Source organism: Streptomyces lycii (genome assembly GCF_009735685.1).
Lineage (GTDB): Bacteria > Actinomycetota > Actinomycetes > Streptomycetales > Streptomycetaceae > Streptomyces > Streptomyces lycii.
Genome location: NZ_WHPN01000391.1, coordinates 1 through 23,334 on the forward strand (window position 1 = coordinate 1; position 23,334 = coordinate 23,334).

A 23,334-nucleotide genomic window follows, 5' to 3' on the forward strand; every position below is an offset into this window, starting at 1 on the left:
CCGACCGGGCAGGTCGGCTGTGCCGGCCCACCGTGCGGATCGGCCGTACGGCCGCGCTGTGCGGCAGCGCTGTACGGGCGCGATCCCGGCGCGGCGGTCCGTACGACGCCCGGACCGCCGTACGGCTCAGCGGTCGACGACCCGGTCGAACTGCGTCGTGGTGTGCCGCAGGTGCGCCACCAGCTCGTCGCCCACCTGCGGCGGCGGCACGTCGCCCGGGATGAAGAGGATCGACACCTGCATGTGCGGCGGCTCGGCGAACCAGCGCTGCTTGCCCTGCCAGACGAACGGCGACAGATTGCGGTTGACGGTCGCCAGCCCGGCCCGGGCCACGCCCTTCGCCCGCGGCATCACGCCGTGCAGCGCCTTCGGGGACTCCAGGCCCACCCCGTGCGAGGTGCCGCCCGAGACGACCACCAGGGCGCCGTCGGAGGTCGCCCGCTGCTGCCGGTAGCCGAAGCGGTCCCCCTTGGCGACCCGGACGACGTCCAGCACCGAGCCGCGGTACTCCGTCGCGTCGTGGTCCCCCAGCCACAGCCGGGTGCCGATGCGCGCCCGGAAACGGGTCTGCGGGAACTGCTGCTGAAGCCGCGCCAGCTCCCCCGCGGCCAGATGGCTGACGAACATCGTGTGCAGCGGCAGCCGGGCCGCGCGCAGCCGGTCCATCCAGCCGATGACCTCCTCGACCGCGTCCGAGCCGTCCGTACGGTCCAGCGGCAGGTGCAGCGCGAAGCCCTCCAGCCGTACGTCCTCGATCGCGGCGTGCAGCTTCGGCAGGTCCTCCTCGGTGACGCCGTGCCGCTTCATGCTGCTCATGACCTCGATGACGACCCGGGCGCCGACCAGGCCGCGCACCCCGTCCACCGACGACACCGAGCGGATCGCCCGGTCCGGCAGCGGCACCGGTTCCTCGCCCAGCCGGAACGGGGTGAGCACCAGCAGGTCGCCGCTGAAGTAGTCCTTCATCCGGGCGGCCTCGTAGGTGGTGCCGACCGCGAGGATGTCGGAGTCGAAGCGGGTCACCTCCTCGGAGAGCCGCTCGTGGCCGAAGCCGTAGCCGTTCCCCTTGCACACCGGGACCAGCCCGGGGAACTGCTGGAGAACGGCACTCTGATGCGCCCGCCAGCGAGCGGTGTCCACGTAAAGGGTGAGCGCCATGGCCGTTCCGGAACCTCTCTTGTGTCTGGGGTCGGGATCGTGCGGTGTGGGGCCGCGGGTGCCCGCGGGGTGGTCCGCGGGGTGGAGCGGGTGCCGCCAGGGGGAGCGGCGGGGGTTCAGCGGCGCGACATGTAGATGTCGAGTGCCTTGTGCAGCAGCTTGTTGAGCGGGAAGTCCCACTCGCCGAGATACTCGGCAGCCTGCCCACCCGTGCCCACCTTGAACTGGATGAGCCCGAAGAGGTGGTCGTTCTCGTCGAGGGAGTCGCTGATGCCGCGGAGGTCGTAGACGCTCGCGCCGAGCGCGTACGCGTCGCGGAGCATGCGCCACTGCATGGCGTTCGACGGGCGCACCTCGCGCTTGTGGTTGGCCGAGGCCCCGTAGGAGTACCAGACGTGCCCGCCGACGATCAGCATCGTGGCCGCGGCGACGTTCTCCCCCTCGTGCCGGGCGAAGTAGAGCCGCATCCGGTTGGGGTCCTCGGAGTTCAGCGCCGTCCACTGGCGCTGGAAGTAGCTCAGCGGCCGCGGCCGGAACCGGTCCCGCTCGGCCGTGATCTCGTACAGCCGCTGCCACTCGGCCAGGTCGTCGTAGCCGCCCTGGACGACCTCGACACCGGCCTTCTCGGCCTTCTTGATGTTCCGCCGCCACAGCTGGTTGAAGCCCTTGTGGACGTCCTCCAGGGAACGGTTCTCCAGCGGCACCTGGAAGACGTAGCGCGGCTGTACGTCACCGAAGCCGGCCCCGCCGTCCTCGCCCTGCTGCCAGCCCATCCGGCGCAGCCGGTCCGCGACCTCGAAGGCGCGCGGCTCGATGTGCGTGGCCTCGACGTCCCGCAGCCGCTTGACGTCGGGGTTCTGGATGCCGGCCTTGATGGCGGGCGCGTCCCAGCGGCGGATGACGACCGGCGGGCCCATCTTCACCGAGAAGGCGCCCTGCTGCTTGAGATGCGCCAGCATCGGCTGGAGCCAGTCCTCCAGATTGGGGGCGTACCAGTTGATGACCGGGCCCTCGGGGAGATAGGCGAGATAGCGCTTGACCTTCGGCAGCTGGCGGTACAGCACGAGCGCCGCGCCGACCATCTGCCCGGCGGCGTCGAACCAGCCGAGGTTCTCCGAGCGCCATTCGGCCTTCACGTCCGCCCACGCCGGCACCTGGCAGTGGCTGGCCGAGGGCAGGCTCTGGATGTACGCCAGATGCTGCTCGCGGCTGATGGTCCTCAGGGTCAAGCTCATTGCGGGGCGCTCCTCGGCAGGTGTGTCCCCGGGTTGGCGGGGCTCCGGCTCTCGCGGCGAAGCCTACTGCGCGCGGGAGCGCCGCGTTTCGGGCACACGGGGCCCTCCCCCGGACTCCGGCCGGGGGAGGGCCCCGCGCGCCCGGTGGGGCCGCGGGAACGGTGGACACGGGAGGCCGGCCGGCGCCGGCCCGGTCAGCCGAACATGCCTCCGAAGAGCCCCCCGTGGGCCATGCCGAGGAAGAAGCCGAGAGCGGCGGCACCGAGGCCGACGATCAGCAGGAAGCGCTCCGCCGTGGTCGCGGAGATCATCTGGCCCCACGCGCCGGTCACGATGCCGATCAGCCCGGTCCACGAGCTGAGGATGTGCAGCCCGTGGAACTGCGCCGTGACGACGGCCACCAGGCCGAGGACGATCGTCGCCGCGGCGAAGCCGTTCTCGACGGGATGAGCCCTGCCGTCGCTGTTCAGCAGCGAGCCGATACGGGAGAGGGGACTGCGATGCCGTGCTGCCTGTGCCATGAAGACACCTCCTGGCGGGAACCGCGGAAAGGCCCGGCGCTGTAGCGCCGGTCACACCCGATGTGTCCAGGTTGCGGTGTCCCGCGGCCGGATTTCAACCGGAAGCACGGGTACGGGTACTCTGGTCGGTCTGCATCGGTGTCCGCCTCGCGGCCGCCCCGGACCGGAAACTCCCGGGCCGGGATTGTCAGTGCCGGCCGGTACCGTTGCGTACGCATCACGACCCTCCTGCCACGGAAAGACCGTGGCCGCTGAGTCCAGAGGAGGTGGGTTCCACATGCGTCACTACGAGGTGATGGTCATCCTCGACCCCGATCTCGAGGAGCGAGCAGTCTCCCCGCTGATCGAGAACTTCCTTTCCGTCGTCCGTGAGGGCAACGGCAAGGTCGAGAAGGTCGACACCTGGGGCCGTCGTCGTCTCTCGTACGAGATCAACAAGAAGCCCGAGGGCATCTACTCGGTCATCGACCTGCAGGCCGAGCCCGCAGTCGTCAAGGAGCTCGACCGTCAGATGAACCTGAACGAGTCGGTCCTCCGGACCAAGGTCCTCCGTCCCGAGACCCACTGAGCGCTCCCAGCTCAGCGGTGATGCCCGGGACCTCGGGCACCCCCGAGTAGTCCGGTACACCCAGCAACCCGCAGCCAGCAGCACCCGCCGAGAGGTTCCCCAATGGCAGGCGAGACCGTCATCACGGTCGTCGGCAATCTCGTCGACGACCCCGAGCTGCGCTTCACCCCGTCCGGTGCGGCGGTCGCGAAGTTCCGCGTCGCGTCCACTCCCCGCACCTTCGACCGGCAGACCAACGAGTGGAAGGACGGCGAGAGCCTCTTCCTCACGTGCTCGGTCTGGCGGCAGGCGGCGGAGAACGTCGCCGAGTCGCTCCAGCGCGGCACGCGCGTCATCGTGCAGGGCCGGCTGAAGCAGCGGTCCTACGAGGACCGTGAGGGCGTCAAGCGCACGGTCTACGAGCTGGACGTCGACGAGGTCGGCGCCAGCCTGCGCAACGCCACGGCCAAGGTCACCAAGACCACCGGCCGCGGTGGCCAGGGGGGCTACGGCGGCGGTGGCGGCGGCGGCCAGGGTGGCGGCGGCTGGGGCGGCGGCCCCGGTGGCGGCCAGCAGGGCGGCGGCGGTGCACCCGCCGACGACCCCTGGGCGACCGGCGCGCCGGCCGGCGGCGGCCAGCAGCAGGGTGGCGGCGGTGGCTGGGGCGGCGGCTCCGGCTCCGGCGGCGGCTACTCGGACGAGCCGCCCTTCTAGGCCCGGGCGGGCCTGGTCGGGCGATCGACACACTTTTTGATCACACTGGAGAGAGACAATGGCGAAGCCGCCTCCGCGCAAGCCGAAGAAGAAGGTCTGCGCGTTCTGCAAGGACAAGACCGCGTACGTGGACTACAAGGACACGAACATGCTGCGGAAGTTCATTTCCGACCGCGGCAAGATCCGTGCCCGCCGCGTCACCGGCAACTGCACACAGCACCAGCGCGACGTCGCCACGGCCGTGAAGAACAGCCGTGAGATGGCGCTGCTGCCCTACACCTCGTCCGCGCGATAAGGGAAGGGTGACCGAGAAATGAAGATCATCCTCACCCACGAGGTCTCCGGCCTCGGTGCCGCGGGCGACGTCGTGGACGTCAAGGACGGCTACGCTCGCAACTACCTGGTCCCGCGCGGTTTCGCGATCCGCTGGACCAAGGGCGGCGAGAAGGACGTGGAGCAGATCCGCCGGGGTCGCAAGATCCGCGAGATCGCCACGATCGAGCAGGCCAACGAGGTCAAGGCCAAGCTCGAGGCCGTGAAGGTCCGTCTGGCCACCCGTTCGGGTGACGCCGGTCGGCTGTTCGGCTCCGTCACCCCGGCCGACATCGCTTCGGCGATCAAGCAGGCCGGCGGTCCGGACGTGGACAAGCGCCGCATCGAACTCGGTTCGCCGATCAAGACCCTGGGCGCGCACCAGGTGTCCGTGCGGCTGCACTCCGACGTTTCCGCCAAGGTGGGCGTCGAGGTCGTCGCGGCCTGACCGGCCGCGCTCGGCAGAGCAGTGACGAAGGGCCGCATCCGGCGGGATGCGGCCCTTCGCCTTGTCCGGGGGGTGGTCCGGTGCGGGCGGTGGCTGACCGGGCGAGCGGGCGGAGGACGAGGTGCGGGCGGCGCGCCCGGCCGGGTCAGGCGCGCACCGCGCCGGTGACGAGCCAGCGGCCGGAGCGTGCCCGCAGGGCCAGGGTGAGCAGCCGGACCGCCATCATCAGGCCCATCACCCACCACAGCGCCGTGAGCCCGCCGCCCAGCGCGGGAACCGCGAAGGCGGCCGGGACGAAGACGGCCAGGGTCACCAGCATCGCCCACGCCAGGTACGGCCCGTCGCCCGCGCCCATCAGCACCCCGTCCAGCACGAAGACGACGCCCGAGACCGGCTGGACCAGCGCCACCACCAGCAGCGCCGGGAACAGCAGGTCCCGCACCGCCTCGTCGCCGGTGAACAGCGGCAGGATCAGCGGGCGGGCCAGCACCAGCAGCAGTCCGAACACGACTCCGGATGCCACGCCCCACAGCACCATGCGGCGGCACACGGCCCGGGCCCCGTCCGCGTCGTTCGCGCCGAGATACCGGCCGATGATCGCCTGCCCGGCGATCGCGATGGCGTCAAGGGCGAAGGCGAGCAGCGACCAGATGGCCAGAACGACCTGGTGAGCGGCGACATCGGCGTCACCGAGCCGCGCGGCGACAGCGGTCGCGATCATCAGAATGGCGCGCAGCGACAGCGTACGGACCAGCAGCGGCGCCCCGGCGTGGGCGCAGGCCCGGATTCCTGCGGCGTCGGGTCGCAGCGAGGCGCCGTGCCGCCGGGCGCCGCGGACGACCACGGTGAGATAGACGGCCGCCATGCCGCACTGGGCGACGACCGTGCCCCAGGCGGAACCGGCGAGGCCGAGGCCGGCGCCGTACACGAGCAGGACGTTGAGCACGGCGTTCGCGGTGAAGCCGGCGACGGCCACGTAGAGCGGGGTGCGGGTGTTCTGGAGGCCGCGGAGCACGCCGGTGGCGGCGAGTACCACCAGCATGGCGGGAATGCCGAGGGCGCTGATGCGCAGATAGGTGACGGCGTGCGGGGCCGCCGTGCGGGAGGCGCCGAGGAGATCGGCCATCGCCGGGGCGGCCGGGACGACGACCGCGATCACGAGGGCGCCGAGCAGCAGGGCGAGCCAGACGCCGTCCATTCCCTGCTTGATGGCGGCCCCGAGGTCCCCGGCGCCGACGCGGCGGGCGACGGCCGCCGTGGTGGCGTAGGCGAGGAAGACGAAGACGCCGACGGCGGTCGTGAGGAAGGCCGCGGCGACACCGAACCCGGCCAGTTGCGGGGTGCCGAGGTGGCCGACGATGGCGCTGTCGGCCATGACGAAGAGGGGTTCCGCGACCAGTGCGCCGAAGGCGGGGACGGCGAGGGCGAGGATCTCGCGGTCGTGGCGGCGGCCGGGCCGGACGGGCGCGGGTGCCTCGGTCATGGGGGTGCGTCCAATCTTCCACAGGTAAGAGTCGTAATCCTATGCCACTCCTTACTTTCGTGTCCGTCCCGTGATGCCTTGCGGGTCGGTTGCCGCGATCTCGTCACAGATGGGGGATTTTTTCTTCTGCACAGCCGGTGGATGACAAAAGGGCAGGTCAGCGCGGTGTGAATGGTGTGATTGGCAGGTTGTCCACAGCGCTTTCCCCCGTGTCGTACACAGGTTGGGGCGTGTTCTCCACAGGGCGGGACCGGCCGTCCACACACCCTGTGGATAACTTTCTTGGTCCTCCGGCTCCGCGGCCCTACCGTGGTGCGGCCACCCCTGCCGAACCCGGCGTGCCGAAGGCCGCGTCGCGGCCCCGACTGTCAGTGCCGTGCCGTAGGAAAGAGTCGCACGGCGAGTGGGTGAGCCGGGTGAAGAACAGTCCGCGCCGCGGACGGGAGGAGGTGCCGGGATGACCCAGCCGGACATGGAAGACCCCTGGGCCCCGGACGTCGTTCCCGGCGACCGGCTGCCCGCTTCCCGGTCCGCCCAGCGGGCCGACCGCGGGCGGCTGGACCAGCACGAGCGCGGCCGGGACGACTGGTCCGGGCCGGGCGCGGCCTCCGGTTTCGAACGGGTGCCTCCGCAGGACCTCGACGCCGAGCAGTCGGTGCTCGGCGGCATGATGCTCTCCAAGGATGCCATCGCCGATGTGGTGGAGGTCCTCAAGGGCAACGACTTCTACCGCCCCGCGCACGAGACGGTCTATCAGGCGGTCCTCGACCTCTACGCCAAGGGTGAGCCGGCCGACCCGATCACCGTCGCCGCCGAGCTGACCAAGCGCGGCGAGATCAACAAGGTCGGCGGGGCCTCCTACCTGCACACCCTGGTCCAGTCGGTCCCGACCGCCGCCAACGCCGAGTATTACGCCGAGATCGTCCACGAGCGCGCCGTGCTCCGCAGGCTCGTCGAGGCCGGCACCCGCATCACCCAGATGGGATACGCGGCCGACGGCGACGTCGACGAGATCGTCAACAGCGCCCAGGCGGAGATCTACGCCGTCACCGAGCAGCGCACCAGCGAGGACTATCTCCCGCTCGGCGACATCATGGAGGGCGCGCTCGACGAGATCGAGGCGATCGGCTCCCGCAGCGGCCAGATGTCCGGGGTGCCCACCGGCTTCACCGATCTGGACTCGCTGACGAACGGCCTGCACCCCGGGCAGATGGTTGTCATCGCGGCCCGTCCGGCCATGGGCAAGGCGCTCGCCCTGGACACTCCGCTGCCCACGCCCCGCGGCTGGACCACCATGGGAGCGGTGCAGACCGGCGACGAGCTGCTCGACGCGCACGGCAGGCCGACCCGGGTGACGGCCGCCACCGAAGTCATGACGGACCGCCCGTGCTACGAGGTGACGTTCGACGACGGCACCAGCGTGATCGCCGACGCGGAACACCAATGGCTCACCGACACCCGCGCCTCCCGGCGTTCCGCCCGAGAAGCCGCCACCGGACACCACGACTCCCGCAACCGGCGCGACGTGCCGACGGTGAAGACGACCCGGGAGATCGCGGAAACCTTGCGCTGCCGGACGGCCGGCCGGCGGCTGAACCACTCGGTCGGCAATGCCGCACCCCTGGAACTCCCCGAACGGGAGCTGCCGGTTCCGCCCTACACCCTCGGAGCCTGGCTGGGCGACGGCCATGGCGGCTCCGCGTCCGCGGACATCACCACAGTCGACCCCGAGATCCTTCTGCACATCGAGGACGACGGTTTCACGACCCTCCGCGTCGGCGATTCGGCCGACTACAGCATTCTCTTGCCGGAGCAGCGGTTCATCTCCGCTCCGGTCGGACAAGCGGTCTGCGCCGACTGCGGCGGGAAGCGTCATTCGTCCCCCGTTCCGGCGCGCTGCCCGAGGTGCGCCGGGGAGAACGGCGGTCTACAGGCGATCCTGCGGAGCCTGGGCCTGCCCGGGAACAAGCACATTCCCCAGGCCTACCTGCGCGGCTCGATCGAGCAGCGTCGCGCGCTCCTCGCCGGGCTGATGGACACGGACGGCACCGTTGACGAGGCCGGTCGTGTCGGACTCACCGTGGCCGGCCAACGGCTTGCTGAGGATTTCCGCGAGCTGGTCGTGAGCCTGGGGTACCGCTGCGACTGGTCCACCCGGCAGACCAAGGGGAGGACGGAGGCGGCGTCCATCCTGTATTCGGTCACCTTCACCGCCCCCGACGAGGTGTTCCGCCTGGAGCGCAAGCGGCTGGCCCACAAGGAGCGCGGGAGGGACAGTCATCCCGGCACGGGTTCCCGTTTCATCACCGACGTACGTCCCGTCCCGTCCGTGCCCGTCCGCTGCGTCCAGGTGGACAATCCCGACCACCTGTATCTGGCCACCCGGTCGATGGTCCCCACGCACAACAGCACGCTCGCTCTGGACTTCGCCCGTGCCTGCTCGATCAAGAGCAATCTGCCCAGCGTCATCTTCTCCCTCGAGATGGGGCGCAACGAGATCGCGATGCGCCTGCTGTCGGCCGAGGCGCGCGTCGCGCTGCACCACATGCGGTCCGGCTCCATGACCGACGAGGACTGGACCCGGCTCGCGCGCCGGATGCCCGACGTCTCGCAGGCTCCGCTCTACATCGACGACTCGCCGAACCTCTCGATGATGGAGATCCGGGCCAAGTGCCGCCGCCTCAAGCAGCGGAACGACCTCCAGCTTGTCGTCATCGACTATCTCCAGCTGATGCAGTCCGGCGGGGCCAGGCGCCCCGAGAGCCGGCAGCAGGAGGTCTCCGAGATGTCCCGTAACCTCAAGCTCCTCGCCAAGGAGCTCGAAGTGCCCGTCGTGGCGCTCTCCCAGCTGAACCGAGGGCCGGAGCAGCGCACGGACAAGAAACCGATGGTCTCCGACCTGCGTGAGTCCGGTTCGATCGAGCAGGACGCCGACATGGTGATCCTGCTGCACCGCGAGGACGCGTACGAGAAGGAGTCGCCGCGGGCGGGTGAGGCCGACCTGATCGTGGCCAAGCACCGCAACGGTCCGACGGCGACCATCACCGTCGCCTTCCAGGGGCACTACTCGCGCTTCGTGGACATGGCGCAGATCTGACGAGGCTGTTGTAGTGGTGCGCATGAGCGCACCCTTCGAAGAACTGCTGCCGGGCACGGCCCGCGCCCTCTACCACCGGATCGCCGTCGCACAGGCCAAGGGGCGGGCCCCGTCCCTGGTCGCTGCCGTCGCCCGGGACGGCGGGACGGTGTGGACGGGGGCGCGCAGCTGTGTCGAGGGGGAGGTGCCGACGGCGGACACGCAGTACCGCATCGGTTCGCTCACCAAGGTGTTCACGGCGGTGCTGGTGCTGCGGCTGCGGGACGAGGGACTGCTGGACCTCGGGGACCGGCTGGAGACGCATCTGCCCGGTACGGGCGTCGGCGGCGTGACGATCGCTCAACTGCTCTCCCACAGCGCCGGGCTGGCGGCCGAGGCACCGGGTCCGTGGTGGGAGCGGACCCCGGGCGAACTGCGGCCCGGGCTGCCGGACGTACTGGGGGAGAAGCCGGTACTGCATCCCGCGGGACGGCTGCACCACTACTCCAACCCCGGTTACACGCTGCTCGGTTCGCTCGTCGAGAAGCTGCGCGGCGAGTCCTGGGAAGCGGCGCTGCGCCGGGAGGTCCTGGAGCCGCTGGGCCTGGCACGGACCACCGTACGGCCAGAGGCGCCGCACGCCGGGGGGTGGGCCGTGCATCCGTGGGCCGATGTGCTGCTGCCCGAACCGGCCGAGGACCTCGGGCTGATGGGCCCGGCAGGGGTGCTGTGGTCGACGGCCGGGGACCTGGCCCGGTTCGCCGTCTTCCTGACCCGGGGGGACGAGCGGGTGCTGCGCCGGGAGTCGGTCGAGGAGATGCGGGTGCCGGCCGTACCGCCGGGCTCCGGTGGCTGGGACGCCGGTTACGGGCTCGGGGTGCAGCTGCTCCGGGCGGAGGGCCGGGCGCTGTTCGGGCACACCGGGTCGCTCCCGGGGTTTCTGGCGACGCTGTGGATCGACGCCGAGGAGGACGTCGCGGGGATGGTGCTCGCCAACACCACGTCCGGGCCCGCCGTCCCGGCGGTCGCCGCGGACCTGGTGGCGATCGTGGCCGAGCGGGAGCCCCGTATCCCGGAGCCCTGGCGGCCGCTGCCCGCGGCCGATCCGGCGGTGCTGGAGCTGACCGGCCCCTGGTACTGGGGTCCCACGCCGTTCGCCCTGCGGCTGGGCGCCGGCCGGGGGCTGGAGCTGACGGCCCTCGCGGGCGGGGGCCGCACGTCCCGGTTCCGCGCCGAGCCGGACGGCACCTGGACCGGACTCGACGGTTACTACCTCGGTGAGACGCTCCGCGCGGTGCGCACGCCCGACGGCCGGGTCAGCCATCTCGACCTGGGATCCTTCGTGTTCACCAGGGAGCCCTACGACCCGTCGGCTCCGGTCCCCGGCGGCGTGGACCCGCAGGGATGGCGTCCCCTGCCGTGAGCCCGCTCGTGAACCCGGCTCGCGTCCGGTGGTGAACCCGGCTTCGAGCCCGGTGGCGGGCCCGGCTTCGAGTCCGTTTGGCGCGGCCGGTTTTGAGTCCGGCTGTGCCCGTCCCGCGCGTCAGAGCTGGAGCTTGAACCCGACGTGCGAAGCGGTGAAGCCCAGCCGCTCGTAGAAGCGGTGGGCGTCGGTTCGGGAGGCGTCCGAGGTCAGCTGCACCAGGAGACAGCCCTCACGGCGCGAGGTGTCGACCGCCCATTCGATCAGCCGGCTGCCGAGGCCGCTGCCCCGCTCGTCGGCGTGGATGCGCACCGCCTCGATGAGCGACCGGGTGGCGCCTCGCCGGGAGAGCCCCGGGATGATCGTGAGCTGGAGCGTGCCGACCGTACGTCCGCCCCGTACCGCGACGACGAGGCGCTGGTTCGGGTCGGCGGCGATCCGTTCGAACGCGGCGCGGTAGGGCGTCAGGTCGCCCGGGGACTCGCGCCGGGCGCCCAGCGGGTCATCGGCCAGCATCGCCACGACGGCTGCCAGATCGTCGGCGGTGGCGGGGCGTATCTCGAGGTCGCTCATGATCGGGAGCTTAGGCGGAGGGCGGCACGACGCCCGTTTGTTTCACGTGAATCATGGCTGGTCCTGTTTCACGTGAAACGGAGCTTGTCCGTCACGGTCCACCGTCGCCGGTCGCCGGTCGCCTGTCGCCTGTCGCCTGTCACCGGTCACCAGTCACTGGCCGCCGGTCATCGCCCATTGGGCACCGGGCACCGGGGTACCGGGCGCGCCGATTCACCGGGCCGCTCGTACGGCCGGGGCCGGAGCCGGGCGCGAATCCGTGGCGGAGGACGGGTCGGAGGACGGGTTCGAGGGGGAGGCGGAGGATGTGGGCGACGCGGCAGCGGGGGCCGTGGCTGCGGCCGTGGCGGAGGGCGGGGCCGGAGTGCCGGTCCGGCCGCCGGTCCGGCCGGTTCCGCTCCCGCGTGCGGACTCGCGCGACCGGCGTCCCCACCGGGTGAGCCCCCAGGGCTTGAGAACCGAGATCGCCGTCATGAACGTATAGGCGGTCAGCGACACCGAGGGCGCGGCGACCAGGGAACTCGCCGCCTCCCCGGCCGCGTCCCCGGCGGCGACCGCTGCCGCCGCCTGGTCGATGGTGCCGCGCAACGCGAAGATCGAGGCGGCCGTGGTTGCCAGCGTGAGCCAGAACTTGACCACCACCCATCGGTGGCGGAGAAGGCCCCAGGGCGTGCCGAGGGACAGGACGAGTCCGCTCACCAGGGTGAGCAGCGAGACGGGCACGATCAGCCAGTCGCCGAAGATCTTCATGGCGCGGTAGGCCGCCTCGGCCGTCGCCGTGGACCCCGTTCCGGCGGCGGTGGCGCCCAGGGCGAGCAGCCCGACGGTCAGGCCGAGCCAGCCGGCGGACGCCGAGACATGGACAACGAGGACCGCCCTGCGGGCGGGACGTGGTAGGCGCATGCCCTTACGGTCCCGCCGGGGGACGCGCGGGGCATCGCACAGCGGGAGTATCCGCGGGGCCTCCCCGTGGAGCACACGATCCGTGTGGTCTCGGGAGCGGGACGGTGTGCATCCCCGGCACCTTCTGTGAAGAAGGTGCGGAGAATGTTCCGGCCGGCCCGGGGTCCGCGGGGAAATGATCTCCGTGCCGGTGGAACCGGGATATGTGCGCGGGGCAGCATGTAGGAGGTAACTGGTGGTAATGGCGGATTTGCCCGGGAGTCCTGCGCGGTGAATTGTCGTCGAGTCGCGCAGGGTAATGGGTAACGTTCCTGCCCGGACGGTCTTCCCAGAGCGGGACTTGTGGATTCGGGGACTGCCGGTAAGGTCGAATCCGGCTCGACGCCGGAGAGCTGCCCCGGAATCGGGGCGATTCCGGAACCGTAGCGGGGCAGGGGGATGCCGGGGGTTTCCGGCGCGTAAAAGAACGCGAACCCCAGCGGTCTTGTGCGTGCCGAATTCCATGGCGGAAGTGTCAGGACCGACTGAAAGACGTTCGAGGCGAGGCAGACCATGGACGCTCCGACCACCACGCCGGCGGACGGCGGAGGCCCCGGCGGAGGCAGTGGGGGCGGGGGCTGGTTCACGCCGACCCGGGACACGACCCGGAGGCCGCCCGAGACGGACCCCCGGAGCGCGGATCCCGCGGCCGCGGGCCAGGCCCGCCCGGCGCCGCCGCGGCCCGGTCCGCAAGGGTCCGGTCCGCAGGGGCCGGGCCCGCAGGGCTCCGACCAGCGGCGGCCCGGCACGCGGAGTCCCGGTTCACCGGCCGCCGGTCCGCAGCAGCCCGGTCCGCAGCAGCCCGGCCCGCAGCGCCGTCCCGCTTCCGGGAACGCCCCGCGGCCCAGCGCCGACGCGCTGATCATCCGCCGGACGCTGGCCGAGGTCGAGCCGTCGGCCGACGCGGTCACCGCGTACTTCTACGGGCTCCTCTTCAGCCGCCATCCGCATCTGCGGAGCCTCTTCCCGGTCGCCATGGACGCCCAGCGCGACCGCCTCTTCAAAGCGCTGGTCACCGCGGCCACACGGATCGACGACCTGCCCGCGCTCACCGAATACCTCTCCCATCTCGGCCGGGGCCACCGGAAGTACGGCACACAGCCCGAGCACTACCCCGCCGTCGGCGAGTGCCTGATCGGCACGCTCATGGAGCACGCGACCGAGACCTGGAGCGGTGAGGCGGAGGCCGCCTGGGTGCGCGCCTACACCAAGATTTCCCAGATCATGATCGACGCGGCCGCGGAGAACGAGCGGCACGCACCGGCCTGGTGGAACGCCGAGATCGTCTCCCACGAGCTGCGCAGGCGCGACATAGCGGTTGTCACGGTCCGCCCCGACCAGCCGTATCCGTTCCGGGCCGGCCAGTACACGACCGTGGAGACTCCCTGGTGGCCGCGGGTGTGGCGGCACTACTCCTTCTCCTCGGCGCCCCGGGCGGACGGTCTGCTCACCTTCCACATCAAGGCGGTCCCGGCCGGCTGGGTCTCCGGGGCGCTGGTCAACAAGGCCCGCCCGGGTGACGTCATCCGGCTCGGCCCGCCCGCCGGTTCCATGACGGTCGACCACAGCACCGACAGCGGCCTGCTCTGCCTGGGCGGCGGCACCGGGATAGCGCCGATCAAGGCTCTCGTCGAGGACGTCGCCGAGCACGGCCGGCAGCGCCCGGTCGAGGTCTTCTACGGAGCCCGCAGCGACCAGGATCTGTACGACATCGACACCATGCTGCGGCTCCAGAAGACGCACCGCTGGCTGTCGGTCCGCCCGGTCGTCGCCCACGGGCCGTCGACCGGACTCACCGGCGATCTCCCCGACGCCGTACGGAAGTACGGCCCGTGGAACGCCTTCGACGCCTATCTGTCCGGGCCGCCCGGGCTGATCCGCAGCGGCGTCGACACCCTGGTGGGCATCGGGATACCGGCCCACCGCATACGGCACGACTCGATAGAAGAACTGGTTGCGGCAGGGGAATGAGCATGTGGGACGACGTCGAGCACCAGCGTCCGGGAGCCCCGGGATCCGCCCGCCGGCCCGGCAGCGACGGCGAGCACCGGCTCCAGCGGCGGATGGGCACGACGGACCGCGCCAACCGGTTCTACGACGAGCAGGTGCTCGACCGGCTCAACCCGCGGATGATGGAGTTCGTCGGCCGCCAGGAGATGTTCTTCCTGGCCACGGCCGACCGCAACGGTGAGTGCGACAACACCTTCCGGGCGGGCCCGCCCGGCTTCCTCCGGGTCCTCGACGAGCGCACGCTCGCCTATCCCGAGTACCGGGGCAACGGCGTCCTCGCCAGCATCGGCAACATCGAGGAGAACCCGCACCTCGGCATCCTGATGGTCGACTTCCTGCGGGACCGGATCGGGCTGCACGTCAACGGCCGTGCCCGGACCATCCCGGACGAGGAGATGCGCCGCGCGTTCCCCGGGCTGCCCACCGACCCGGTGCCCGGCCGGCGCCCCCAGCTGTGGGTCGAGGTCGCGGTGGAGGAGGCGTACATCCACTGCGCCAAGCACATCCCGCATCTGCAGAAGGTCTCCCAGCAGGAGCGTGCGAGCTGGGGAACCGACGACCACAAGCGCAAGGGCGGCGACTACTTCGGTGCGGCCGCCGATGCCGCGGGCCGGGTGCGGCAGGAGAACCCGGCGCGCGAGCACGCACCCCGCGGAGCGCCGCAGCCGCCACCCGCCGAACACCCGGCGGCGGCCCCGGCGCCGACGCGCGCACCGGCACCCGCACCGACGCCGACACCGGCACAGGCACAGGCACCGGCACCGGCATCCGGACCTGCGCACACTCCCGCGCCCGCGCACGCGTCCGCACAGGCACCTGGCGCAACGTCCGCGCAGGCACCGGCGCCGGTGTCCGCGGCAGTCGCCCCGTCCCCGAGCACCCCCGTCGCCGACTCCCCGGTCCCGCCGGCTCCCCGGGCCCCCGCGGGCCCGGCAGCAGCCGCCTGGCAGCAGGAGGCGGAGCGGGCTCTGGCAGCCGCGCGGAGCGCCGCGGCACGAGGCGGCGGGCAGCAGCCGTTCAGCGGCTGGTTCGGCTGAGGCGAGAGCTTCGGACCAGTCCGCGCGGGCTGCGCAGGTCGCGCAGGTCGCGCAGGGCCGTGCACGTCGTGTCAGGCATGCGGGCCCGGGCGGCTTCGGCAGACGGCCCGCTGCCGCAGGCCGAGCCGAACGGCCGGGCGGCAAGAGCGGTCGAGCGGGGCGGTGAGGGCGGCCGAACGGCAACGGTCTCCCGGAAGGCCGCCGCGCCGAGCACACCCGCGCCCGAGCACATGCGCGCCCAGCACACCCGAGCACACCGCGCCCGAGCTTGGCGCCCGGATCATGCGGTGCCAAGATCATGCGGCTCCCGGATCTCGCCGCGCCAGGACCGGGACGTCAGGTCCGGGACGTCAGCCCAGGTCTGAGCCGTCAGCCCGGCCTGAGCCGTCAGCCCGGCCTGAGCCGTCAGCCCAGGTCCGGGGCGTGCAGTGCCCGTACGCCCTCGATGTTGCCGTCGAGGTAGTGCCGCAGCGACAGCGGAACGACCTCGACCGACGCGAGCCCGACCCGGGTGAAGGGGATCCGCACGATCTCGTACTCCCCGCAGGGCTCGTCGACCTCGGGGCCGTGCCGCCGCGCGGGGTCCATCGACTCCAGCCGGCAGACGAAGAAATGCTGCACCTTCACCCCGCAGGCGCCGTCCTCGCGGGTGTGTTCGACGGTGTCGACGAAGGCCGGGACGATGTCGGAGACCTTGGCGCCCAACTCCTCGTCGACCTCCCGGTGCAGGGCGTCGACCACGGTGGCGTCCTCCAGCTCGACGCCGCCACCAGGGGTGATCCAGTACGGCGGACGGTCCGGCTTCGTCCGCTTGATCAGGATCATGTCGTCACCGTCGAGCAGGATGGCGCGGGCCGTGCGCTTGACCACGAACCGTTCGGTCATGGGGAAGATGTCGCCCGCGGAACAGCCTCCGAAACTCCCCGCGAACAGGTTGTTCCGAGGCGCGCGCGGCCGGGACGCCCCGCCCGTCGGCAGACCCCGTCCCCGGACCCGTCCGCAGCCCCTGTCCGCGAACCGCCCGACCACCGGCCGGTCCGCGCCCCGCCCGCAGGCCCTGCCCGCGAACCCCCCGTCCACAGGCCCTCGGAACCGTCCGACCGCCCGGGCCACCGGGCCCGCCCCCGGGAACAGCCCCAGCCGCCCGCCCAGCGAGCCCCGCGAACAGCCCGAGCCTCCGGCCCGCCCCGCCAACCGCCGAGTCGCGCCGCCGCTCCGACCGCGCGCCGCCTCGTCGCCGTGCGCCGCCGCGCACCGCGTTTCAGCCGCGCGCCGCCTCGTCCAGCGCCGCCAGCACGTCCGCCACCAGGTCCGCCGTGTCCTCGACGCCCACCGAGAAGCGGATGAAGCCCTCCGGCACGGCGTCACCGCCCCACCGTCCGCGGCGCTCGGCCGTGGACCGTACGCCGCCGAAGCTCGTCGCGTCGTCCACCAGCCGCAGCGCGGCCAGAAAGCGCTCCGCGCGGTCCTTGTCCGGCAGCGTGAAGGACACCACACAGCCGAAGCGCCCGCCCCGCATCTGTGCCTTCGCCATCCGGTGCGCCGGGTCGTCCGGCAGCCCCGGGTGGCGCAGCCCCGTGACGTCGGGCCGTTCGCGCAGCGCCTCGGCGAGCGCGAGCGCGGTGGCGGCCTGCCGGTCGACCCGCAGCTGGAGGGTGGACAGCGAACGGTGCGCGAGCCAGGCCTCCATGGGCCCGAGAATGGCGCCCGCGGTCTTCCGCCAGAGGCGGACGGCCGCCGCGAGTTCCGGGTCGCGGCAGGTGACGTAGCCGAGCAGGACGTCGCCGTGTCCGGTCAGCGCCTTGGTGCCGCTGGCCACGGAGAAGTCGGCGCCGAGTTCCAGCGGACGCTGGCCGAGCGGGGTGGCGAGGGTGTTGTCGACGGCGACGAGGGCGCCCCGGTCGTGCGCCGCGGCGGCGAGCCGCCGGATGTCGCACACGTCCAGGCCCGGGTTGGAGGGCGTCTCGATCCACAGCAGCTTCGCGCCGTCGAGGACGTCCAGCTGCGCGTCGCCGGCCGTCGGGGCGGTGCGCACCTCGACGCCGTACGTCTCCAGCCGCTCACGTACCAGGGGCAGCGCCTGATAGCCGTCGTCGGGCAGGACGACCGCGTCCCCCGTCCGCGCCTGGGACAGCAGGACGGCCGAGATGGCGCCCATGCCGGAGGGGAAGACCACGGTCTCCGTGTCGCCACCGGGGTGTTCCAGCTCGCCGATGGCCGCTTCGAGCCCGGTCCAGGTGGGGTTGTTCTCGCGGCCGTAGGTGTACGGGCCGGCCGGCTCGCCGGGCAGGTGGTAGTGGGCGGCGAACACCGGCCCCGGCATGGTCGGCTCGTGGGCCACGGGCTCGGGCAGTCCTGCCCGTACGGCGCGGGTTCCGTCTCCGGTCGTGTTGCTCATACGGCCATCATCGGCCATCGGTTCTCAGCCATTGCCCTTGGGAGGCGTCAGTCCTTGCCGTCGGGCAGGGCCACGTTCACCGCCCAGGACACCACGGCGATGATCAGGCCGCCGAGCACCGCCGTCCAGAAGCCGTCCACGTGGAACGCGAGGTCGACCTGGTCCGCGAGCCAGGAGGTGAGCAGCAGCATCAGCGCGTTCACGACGAGCGTGAACAGGCCGAGGGTGAGGATGAAGAGGGGCAGCGACAGCAGTTTCACGATCGGCTTGACCACGAGGTTGACCAGCCCGAAGATCAGCGCGACGAGAATCAGCGCGAGGGCCTTCTCCCCGGTGCTGTTGCCGGTCAGCGTGATGTCCTGGAGCAGCCAGGTGGCCACGGCCAGGGCGCAGGCGTTGGCGATCGTCTTGACTACGAAGTTCAGCATGGTGTGATCGTCCCAGACGGGGGCGGGCGAGTGGGAGACCGAGGGGACAGGGGTGGAGATGAAGGCGTTCCGGCTGGACGACCTGGAGGCCGAGCGGGCGGCCAACAACGGCGCGTATCTGCAGTTCCTGCGGGAGCGGAACATGTCGGTCGGGCTGTACGCCCTCGACGCGGGCACCGTGGACCCGCAGCAGCCGCACCGGCAGGACGAGGTCTACTTCGTCGTCAGCGGACGGGGCGTGATCACGGTCGGCACGGAGACCACCCCGGTCGCCCGGGGCAGCGTCGTCTACGTGCCCGCGGGGGTCCCGCACAAGTTCCACCACATCAGCGAGGATCTGCGGGTCATGGTGGTGTTCTCTCCCCCGGAGAGCTGAGCCGCCCGGGTCCGGGCCCTAGGGGGCGGATCAGGGGACGACCGGGGATGCGGGCCCTCCGCCGGGGGCGGGTCCGCGGCTAGCATCGGAAGCAGCCGGAGAGCCCGGTGCCGGATGTGGGAAGCAGGGGACGACAGTGGCAGTCAAGGAGATCTTCGAGGGCCTGCCGTGGTGGGTGAAGTGGATCGCTGTGCCGGTCCTCGCGATCATCATCTTCGGTGGCCTGGTCATGAATGTGGTCGGCTTCGTCATAGGCCTGCTCTTCAAGCTGCTGGTCTTCGTGGCGCTCGTCGGCGGAGTGGTCTACGTCGTGCGGAAATTCAGCTCCTCGTCGTCCTCCTCGCGCGGCGACTGGTGAACGACGGAGCCGGCGTCCCCCGCCGGCTCCTCGTTTTTCGCAGCCGCGTACGGCCGTTCGCACTCATGTCGGAGCGCGGGCGGCCGTTCGCGTTGCGCGGGCGCGTACGCGGACATTTCTTTCCGCGCCGGTCGGCTACTCCACGCGCATGAGCGGCTACGCTCCATAGCGGGCGGACCGCTCGGCGGTCCCGTCCTCTCTCGCGGTATCAGAAATATCACTCCTTGTAATTCCTGGGTGCACTGCGGACGGTAGTGACGAAAGGGATCAATCAGGCTCAATCGAAGCCACTTCGAGCGACACGGGGCAGTGGACCATGCGCGACACGATTCAGGCAGAGCTGATGATGAGCTTCCTCGTCTCCGAGGAGCTCTCCTTCCGGATTCCGGTGGAGCTGGAGTACGACCCGGTCGATCCGTACGCGGTGCGCTTCACCTTCCACCTGCCCGGCGATACGCCGGTGACCTGGGCGTTCGCCCGGGACTTGCTGTTGGACGGGCTGAGCGCGCCGACCGGGGACGGTGACGTGCACATCGCGCCCGTCTCCGCCGGTCTCCTCTCGGACGTGTACATCCGGCTCCAGGTCGGCGACGAACGCGCCACCTTCCGGGCCAGTGCGGCCCCGCTGGTGGCGTTCCTCGACCGCGCCGACCGGATCGTCCCGATGGGACAGGAGCAGACGGTCGGCGACTTCGACGGCCGGCTCGTCGAGACCCTCGACCGGATCCTGACCCAGGCCCGCAACGCGGGCTGAACCGGTCCGGCCCCTCCCTCGGCGCCCTCAGGGGCCCGGGGCGGGCCGGGCCGGTTCAGTGCTTGCGGCGCCTGCCGCGCCCCCGGCTCCCGCGGGCCGCGCCCTCACGGCGGGCCGGACCCGGCTCCCCGTGCTGCGGGACCGCGTTCGCCGCCCCCTCCCGCCCCGCTCCGGACTGCCCCGGAAGAACGGCCCCGCCGCCGAACCCGCCCCGGTCCGCCGAGACGACCAGCGCGGCGAGCCCCGTGGTCACCGGCACCGACGCGATCAGTCCGATGCTGCCGACGAGCGTACGGACGATCTCCTCCGCGACGATCTCGCTGTTGGCCACCGTGCCGACCCCGGCCTGCGCCACGGAGAACAGCAGCAGCAGCGGCAGCGCGGCACCCGCGTAGGCGAGGACCAGGGTGTTCACCACCGAGGCGATGTGATCCCGGCCGATCCGTATGCCGGCCCGGTACAACTGCCGCACGGTCATCGACGGGTCCGCCTGCTTCAGCTCCCACACCGCCGAGGTCTGGGTGACCGTCACGTCGTCGAGGACCCCCAACGAGCCGATGATGACCCCGGACAGCAGCAGACCGCTCATCTCGATGTCCGGATACAGCCCGTGGATCAGCCCGGTCTCGTCCGAGGTGTTGCCGCCCAGCGCCGCCCAGCCGATGAAGACGGAGCCCAGCAGGCCGATCAGCAGCAGCGACACCAGGGTGCCGAGCACCGCGACGGACGTACGGGCCGTCAGCCCGTGGCACAGATAGAGCGCGGCCAGCATGATGGCGCTGCTGCCGACCACCGCGACCAGCAGCGGATCCGAGCCCTGGAGTATGGCGGGCAGGATGAACAGCGTCAGCACGGCGAAGCTCACCACCAGGGCGACCAGCGCGAACACCCCGCGCAGCCGGCCGACCGCGACGACCGCGAGCGCGAAGATCCCCGCCAGCAGCGCCATCGGGAACTTCCGGTCCACGTCCGTGACGGAGTACTGGAGCGCCCGGGGCGCGTCCGGGGCGTGGGCGACGACCACGCCCTGGCCCTCGGTCAGCTTGCGGGTGGAGTCGGGCCGGACGATCTCGGTGAAGGTGCGCCCCTTGTCCTTGCCCGTGGTGACCTCGACGGTCGCCTTGTCGCATACGCCGCCCTCGGCCTTCCCGCCGGACCCCTCTCCCCCGGCCGCCGGGGCGCCGCCCGCCGCCTCGCCCGGCGGTGCCTCGGCACCCGGCCCGCCCTGGCCGCCGCCCCCGGCACCGGTCTTCGAGCAGTCGACCCGCTCGACGGCCGTGACCTTCGCCTGTTCCATCTGCCGGTCCATGCCGACACCGCTGGGCTCGTGGCCGGGCGTGCCGCTGGGCCACAGCACGGCCAGCCCGACGACCACGGCCGTCGCGAAGGGGATCAGCACGGCGGCGATCACCCGGCGCAGCCGCCGGGAGACGGGCGCGGCCGGACCGTGGCCGTGGCTGTGCCCGTGCGCGTGGCCGGACGGGTGGGCGGGAGCTTCGGACGTCTGAGTCACCCCCCGATCATCGCAAGAACCGAGGCCCCCTGTTCAGTGCGGAGGGAAGGCCGTTAGCGTGGGGGTGCTGTTGAACACGCGGGAGCTCGGAGCACCGGGCTGAGAGGGCGCTGACCTCCGTGGGACGTCCGGCACGGGCCGGCATCGGACACGGAAGCCGCTGCGTCGACCGCCGAACCTGTTACCGGGTAATGCCGGCGTAGGGAGTAGGTCTCATGACCTTGTCCGATGCACACCAGAAGTCTGTCCCCACCCCCGGCGGCGCCTCCGGCGGGCCGGCCGGATGGCACAAGGACCACATCACCGGATCCCGCCCGGACCTGCGGGTCCCCGTGCGGCGGGTGCACCTCACCAACGGCCGCGACGTCACGCTGTACGACACGTCGGGTCCGTACACCGATCCGTCCGCCGACACGGACGTCCGGCGCGGCCTGGCCCCGCTCCGGGAGAACTGGATCACCGAACGCGGTGACACCGAGACGTACCCCGGGCGCGAACTCCGCCCGGAGGACGACGGGCTGAAGCACACCGCGCCGCGCGGCGGGCTCAGGAACCTCGACGCGGTCTTCCCGGGCCGTCCGCGGCAGCCGCGGCGCAGCCGGGACGGCTCGCCCGTCACCCAGCTCGCGTACGCGCGGCGTGGTGAGATCACGCCGGAGATGGAGTTCGTCGCGCTGCGGGAGAACGTCTCCCCGGAGGTGGTCCGGGAGGAGATCGCGGCGGGCCGCGCGGTGCTCCCGGCCAACGTCAACCACCCGGAGACCGAGCCGATGATCATCGGCAAGCGGTTCCTGGTGAAGGTCAACGCCAACATCGGCAACTCCGCCGTCACCTCCTCCATCGAGGAGGAGGTCGAGAAGATGACCTGGGCGACCCGCTGGGGCGCGGACACGGTCATGGACCTGTCCACCGGCCGGAACATCCACACCACCCGCGAGTGGGTGCTGCGCAACTCGCCCGTGCCGATCGGCACCGTCCCCCTCTACCAGGCCCTGGAGAAGGTCGACGGCAAGGCGGAGGAGCTGACCTGGGAGATCTACAAGGACACCGTCGTCGAACAGGCCGAGCAGGGCGTCGACTACATGACGGTGCACGCGGGCGTGCTGCTGCCGTACGTCCCGCTCACCGCCCGGCGCAAGACCGGCATCGTCTCGCGCGGCGGTTCCATCATGGCGGCCTGGTGCCTGGCCCACCACAAGGAGAGCTTCCTCTACGAGAACTTCGAGGAACTCTGCGACATCCTCGCCTCCTACGACGTCACCTTCTCGCTCGGCGACGGCCTCCGGCCCGGCTCGATCGCTGACGCCAACGACGAGGCCCAGTTCGCGGAGCTGCGCACGCTCGGCGAGCTGAACACCGTCGCCAAGTCCCGCGGGGTGCAGACGATGATCGAGGGCCCGGGACACGTCCCGATGCACAAGATCAAGGAGAACGTCGACCTCCAGCAGGAGATCTGCGAGGAGGCCCCGTTCTACACCCTGGGGCCGCTGACCACGGACATCGCCCCGGCGTACGACCACATCACCTCGGGCATCGGCGCCGCGATGATCGCCTGGTGGGGCACCGCGATGCTCTGCTACGTCACCCCGAAGGAGCATCTGGGGCTGCCGGACCGCGACGACGTGAAGACCGGCGTCATCACGTACAAGATCGCGGCCCATGCGGCGGACCTCGCCAAGGGCCACCCGGGCGCGCAGGAATGGGACGACGCGCTGTCCGACGCCCGCTTCGAGTTCCGCTGGGAGGACCAGTTCAACCTGGCACTCGACCCGGACACGGCGCGCTCCTTCCACGACGAGACACTGCCGGCCGAGCCCGCGAAGACGGCGCACTTCTGCTCGATGTGCGGGCCGAAGTTCTGCTCGATGAAGATCAGCCGGGACATCAACGAGCGGTTCGGGTCCGACGAGGACGGAACGCTCGGGGAGGAGGAGGTCAGGGAGGGGATGCTGCGGAAGTCCCGGGAGTTCGCCGAGGCGGGCAACCGGGTCTATCTGCCGATCGCCGACTGACCGGGACGGCCGGGTG

At 71.6% G+C, this 23,334-nt stretch carries 22 protein-coding genes; 12 read left to right on the forward strand and 10 right to left on the reverse strand.

The features are described from left to right. Positions 1-126 precede the first annotated feature (126 nt). The 3 genes from GCU69_RS26600 to GCU69_RS26610 form a co-directional block, all read right to left on the reverse strand. The gene (locus GCU69_RS26600) at positions 127-1,158 is read right to left on the reverse strand and encodes an alanine racemase (RefSeq protein WP_098752896.1); all 1,032 of its coding nucleotides are present in this window, start codon (positions 1,156-1,158) and stop codon (positions 127-129) included. 116 nt (positions 1,159-1,274) lie between these two features. Beyond that, a complete protein-coding gene (locus GCU69_RS26605) occupies positions 1,275-2,393 on the reverse strand; it encodes a lipid II:glycine glycyltransferase FemX (protein ID WP_098752897.1) in 1,119 nt (372 codons plus the stop codon). Between the two features lie 194 nt (positions 2,394-2,587). Continuing rightward, positions 2,588-2,914 carry a hypothetical protein gene (locus GCU69_RS26610; RefSeq protein WP_098752898.1) on the reverse strand — a complete coding sequence of 109 codons (327 nt, stop codon included), beginning with the start codon at positions 2,912-2,914 and terminating at the stop codon, positions 2,588-2,590. A 277-nt stretch (positions 2,915-3,191) separates the two neighbouring features. On the opposite strand from GCU69_RS26610, the gene rpsF reads away from it, so the two are divergent. The 4 genes from rpsF (at position 3,192) to rplI (ending at position 4,935) form a co-directional block, all read left to right on the forward strand. Further along, complete coding sequence (gene rpsF, locus GCU69_RS26615; RefSeq protein WP_003978891.1) at positions 3,192-3,482, forward strand: 30S ribosomal protein S6; 291 nt, start codon at positions 3,192-3,194, stop codon at positions 3,480-3,482. A gap of 102 nt (positions 3,483-3,584) precedes the next feature. Then, on the forward strand, positions 3,585-4,175 hold the full coding sequence (locus GCU69_RS26620; protein ID WP_098752899.1) for a single-stranded DNA-binding protein: 591 nt from the start codon (positions 3,585-3,587) through the stop codon (positions 4,173-4,175). 58 nt (positions 4,176-4,233) lie between these two features. Continuing rightward, positions 4,234-4,470 (forward strand): 30S ribosomal protein S18, encoded by a 237-nt coding sequence (rpsR, locus tag GCU69_RS26625; RefSeq protein ID WP_004950692.1) that lies wholly within the window; start codon positions 4,234-4,236, stop codon positions 4,468-4,470. Positions 4,471-4,488: 18 nt separating this feature from the next. Then, positions 4,489-4,935: a 50S ribosomal protein L9 gene (rplI, locus tag GCU69_RS26630; RefSeq protein ID WP_098752900.1), complete on the forward strand. Its 447-nt coding sequence runs from the start codon at positions 4,489-4,491 to the stop codon at positions 4,933-4,935. Positions 4,936-5,080: 145 nt separating this feature from the next. Here rplI and GCU69_RS26635 read toward each other — a convergent pair whose 3' ends face one another. After that, on the reverse strand, positions 5,081-6,418 hold the full coding sequence (locus GCU69_RS26635; protein WP_098752901.1) for an MATE family efflux transporter: 1,338 nt from the start codon (positions 6,416-6,418) through the stop codon (positions 5,081-5,083). Between the two features lie 472 nt (positions 6,419-6,890). On the opposite strand from GCU69_RS26635, the gene dnaB reads away from it, so the two are divergent. After that, entirely contained in the window at positions 6,891-9,515 is a 2,625-nt protein-coding gene (dnaB, locus tag GCU69_RS26640; RefSeq protein ID WP_257155770.1) for a replicative DNA helicase, read from the forward strand. 22 nt (positions 9,516-9,537) lie between these two features. Then, complete coding sequence (locus tag GCU69_RS26645; RefSeq protein WP_156207393.1) at positions 9,538-10,917, forward strand: serine hydrolase domain-containing protein; 1,380 nt, start codon at positions 9,538-9,540, stop codon at positions 10,915-10,917. 120 nt (positions 10,918-11,037) lie between these two features. On the opposite strand, the gene GCU69_RS26650 is transcribed toward GCU69_RS26645, so the two are convergent. Further along, a complete protein-coding gene (locus GCU69_RS26650) occupies positions 11,038-11,490 on the reverse strand; it encodes a GNAT family N-acetyltransferase (protein WP_156207394.1) in 453 nt (150 codons plus the stop codon). 213 nt (positions 11,491-11,703) lie between these two features. Continuing rightward, entirely contained in the window at positions 11,704-12,393 is a 690-nt protein-coding gene (locus GCU69_RS26655) for a DUF2269 domain-containing protein (protein ID WP_408055849.1), read from the reverse strand. Positions 12,394-12,945: 552 nt separating this feature from the next. On the opposite strand from GCU69_RS26655, the gene GCU69_RS26660 reads away from it, so the two are divergent. Continuing rightward, complete coding sequence (locus GCU69_RS26660; RefSeq protein ID WP_156207395.1) at positions 12,946-14,403, forward strand: globin domain-containing protein; 1,458 nt, start codon at positions 12,946-12,948, stop codon at positions 14,401-14,403. Continuing rightward, positions 14,400-15,479, forward strand: a complete 1,080-nt coding sequence (locus GCU69_RS34105; protein WP_408055850.1) for a pyridoxamine 5'-phosphate oxidase family protein — start codon at positions 14,400-14,402, stop codon at positions 15,477-15,479. The genes GCU69_RS26660 and GCU69_RS34105 overlap by 4 nt, the downstream gene beginning before the upstream one ends. A gap of 405 nt (positions 15,480-15,884) precedes the next feature. Here GCU69_RS34105 and GCU69_RS26670 read toward each other — a convergent pair whose 3' ends face one another. The 3 genes from GCU69_RS26670 to GCU69_RS26680 all read right to left on the reverse strand — a co-directional run bounded on the left by GCU69_RS26670 (position 15,885) and on the right by GCU69_RS26680 (position 18,305). After that, positions 15,885-16,364, reverse strand: coding sequence for an NUDIX domain-containing protein (locus GCU69_RS26670; RefSeq protein ID WP_156207396.1), 480 nt, complete (start codon positions 16,362-16,364; stop codon positions 15,885-15,887). A 376-nt stretch (positions 16,365-16,740) separates the two neighbouring features. Next, on the reverse strand, positions 16,741-17,877 hold the full coding sequence (locus GCU69_RS26675; protein ID WP_408055851.1) for a cystathionine gamma-lyase: 1,137 nt from the start codon (positions 17,875-17,877) through the stop codon (positions 16,741-16,743). Between the two features lie 47 nt (positions 17,878-17,924). Next, positions 17,925-18,305, reverse strand: a complete 381-nt coding sequence (locus GCU69_RS26680; RefSeq protein ID WP_098752916.1) for a phage holin family protein — start codon at positions 18,303-18,305, stop codon at positions 17,925-17,927. Positions 18,306-18,363: 58 nt separating this feature from the next. Between GCU69_RS26680 and GCU69_RS26685 the strand changes: the two genes are divergently transcribed. The 3 genes from GCU69_RS26685 to GCU69_RS26695 all read left to right on the forward strand — a co-directional run bounded on the left by GCU69_RS26685 (position 18,364) and on the right by GCU69_RS26695 (position 19,793). Beyond that, positions 18,364-18,681 carry a cupin domain-containing protein gene (locus GCU69_RS26685; protein ID WP_156207411.1) on the forward strand — a complete coding sequence of 106 codons (318 nt, stop codon included), beginning with the start codon at positions 18,364-18,366 and terminating at the stop codon, positions 18,679-18,681. A gap of 136 nt (positions 18,682-18,817) precedes the next feature. Beyond that, on the forward strand, positions 18,818-19,039 hold the full coding sequence (locus tag GCU69_RS26690) for a DUF5326 family protein (protein ID WP_098752909.1): 222 nt from the start codon (positions 18,818-18,820) through the stop codon (positions 19,037-19,039). A gap of 316 nt (positions 19,040-19,355) precedes the next feature. Further along, positions 19,356-19,793, forward strand: coding sequence for an SsgA family sporulation/cell division regulator (locus tag GCU69_RS26695; RefSeq protein WP_098752910.1), 438 nt, complete (start codon positions 19,356-19,358; stop codon positions 19,791-19,793). A gap of 55 nt (positions 19,794-19,848) precedes the next feature. Here the strand turns inward: GCU69_RS26695 and GCU69_RS26700 are convergent, their stop codons facing one another. After that, positions 19,849-21,306: a YibE/F family protein gene (locus GCU69_RS26700; protein ID WP_156207398.1), complete on the reverse strand. Its 1,458-nt coding sequence runs from the start codon at positions 21,304-21,306 to the stop codon at positions 19,849-19,851. Between the two features lie 215 nt (positions 21,307-21,521). Here GCU69_RS26700 and thiC point away from each other — a divergent pair, with 215 nt between their 5' ends. Further along, a complete protein-coding gene (gene thiC, locus GCU69_RS26705) occupies positions 21,522-23,318 on the forward strand; it encodes a phosphomethylpyrimidine synthase ThiC (protein ID WP_235978713.1) in 1,797 nt (598 codons plus the stop codon). Positions 23,319-23,334: the final 16 nt, after the last annotated feature.

What these genes read in the sequence shown, in the direction of transcription:
- GCU69_RS26660 (WP_156207395.1), top strand. Translation starts at nt 12,946, where the DNA reads ATGGACGCTCCGACCACCACGCCGGCGGACGGCGGAGGCCCCGGCGGA.
- GCU69_RS26645 (WP_156207393.1), top strand. Translation starts at nt 9,538, where the DNA reads ATGAGCGCACCCTTCGAAGAACTGCTGCCGGGCACGGCCCGCGCCCTC.
- GCU69_RS26610 (WP_098752898.1), bottom strand. Translation starts at nt 2,914, where the DNA reads ATGGCACAGGCAGCACGGCATCGCAGTCCCCTCTCCCGTATCGGCTCG.
- GCU69_RS26670 (WP_156207396.1), bottom strand. Translation starts at nt 16,364, where the DNA reads ATGACCGAACGGTTCGTGGTCAAGCGCACGGCCCGCGCCATCCTGCTC.
- GCU69_RS34105 (WP_408055850.1), top strand. Translation starts at nt 14,400, where the DNA reads ATGAGCATGTGGGACGACGTCGAGCACCAGCGTCCGGGAGCCCCGGGA.
- dnaB (WP_257155770.1), top strand. Translation starts at nt 6,891, where the DNA reads ATGGAAGACCCCTGGGCCCCGGACGTCGTTCCCGGCGACCGGCTGCCC.
- GCU69_RS26680 (WP_098752916.1), bottom strand. Translation starts at nt 18,305, where the DNA reads ATGCTGAACTTCGTAGTCAAGACGATCGCCAACGCCTGCGCCCTGGCC.
- GCU69_RS26620 (WP_098752899.1), top strand. Translation starts at nt 3,585, where the DNA reads ATGGCAGGCGAGACCGTCATCACGGTCGTCGGCAATCTCGTCGACGAC.
- thiC (WP_235978713.1), top strand. Translation starts at nt 21,522, where the DNA reads ATGACCTTGTCCGATGCACACCAGAAGTCTGTCCCCACCCCCGGCGGC.
- GCU69_RS26650 (WP_156207394.1), bottom strand. Translation starts at nt 11,490, where the DNA reads ATGAGCGACCTCGAGATACGCCCCGCCACCGCCGACGATCTGGCAGCC.
- GCU69_RS26675 (WP_408055851.1), bottom strand. Translation starts at nt 17,877, where the DNA reads ATGAGCAACACGACCGGAGACGGAACCCGCGCCGTACGGGCAGGACTG.
- GCU69_RS26635 (WP_098752901.1), bottom strand. Translation starts at nt 6,418, where the DNA reads ATGACCGAGGCACCCGCGCCCGTCCGGCCCGGCCGCCGCCACGACCGC.
- GCU69_RS26600 (WP_098752896.1), bottom strand. Translation starts at nt 1,158, where the DNA reads ATGGCGCTCACCCTTTACGTGGACACCGCTCGCTGGCGGGCGCATCAG.
- GCU69_RS26605 (WP_098752897.1), bottom strand. Translation starts at nt 2,393, where the DNA reads ATGAGCTTGACCCTGAGGACCATCAGCCGCGAGCAGCATCTGGCGTAC.
- GCU69_RS26655 (WP_408055849.1), bottom strand. Translation starts at nt 12,393, where the DNA reads ATGCGCCTACCACGTCCCGCCCGCAGGGCGGTCCTCGTTGTCCATGTC.
- rpsR (WP_004950692.1), top strand. Translation starts at nt 4,234, where the DNA reads ATGGCGAAGCCGCCTCCGCGCAAGCCGAAGAAGAAGGTCTGCGCGTTC.
- rplI (WP_098752900.1), top strand. Translation starts at nt 4,489, where the DNA reads ATGAAGATCATCCTCACCCACGAGGTCTCCGGCCTCGGTGCCGCGGGC.
- rpsF (WP_003978891.1), top strand. Translation starts at nt 3,192, where the DNA reads ATGCGTCACTACGAGGTGATGGTCATCCTCGACCCCGATCTCGAGGAG.
- GCU69_RS26695 (WP_098752910.1), top strand. Translation starts at nt 19,356, where the DNA reads ATGCGCGACACGATTCAGGCAGAGCTGATGATGAGCTTCCTCGTCTCC.
- GCU69_RS26685 (WP_156207411.1), top strand. Translation starts at nt 18,364, where the DNA reads ATGAAGGCGTTCCGGCTGGACGACCTGGAGGCCGAGCGGGCGGCCAAC.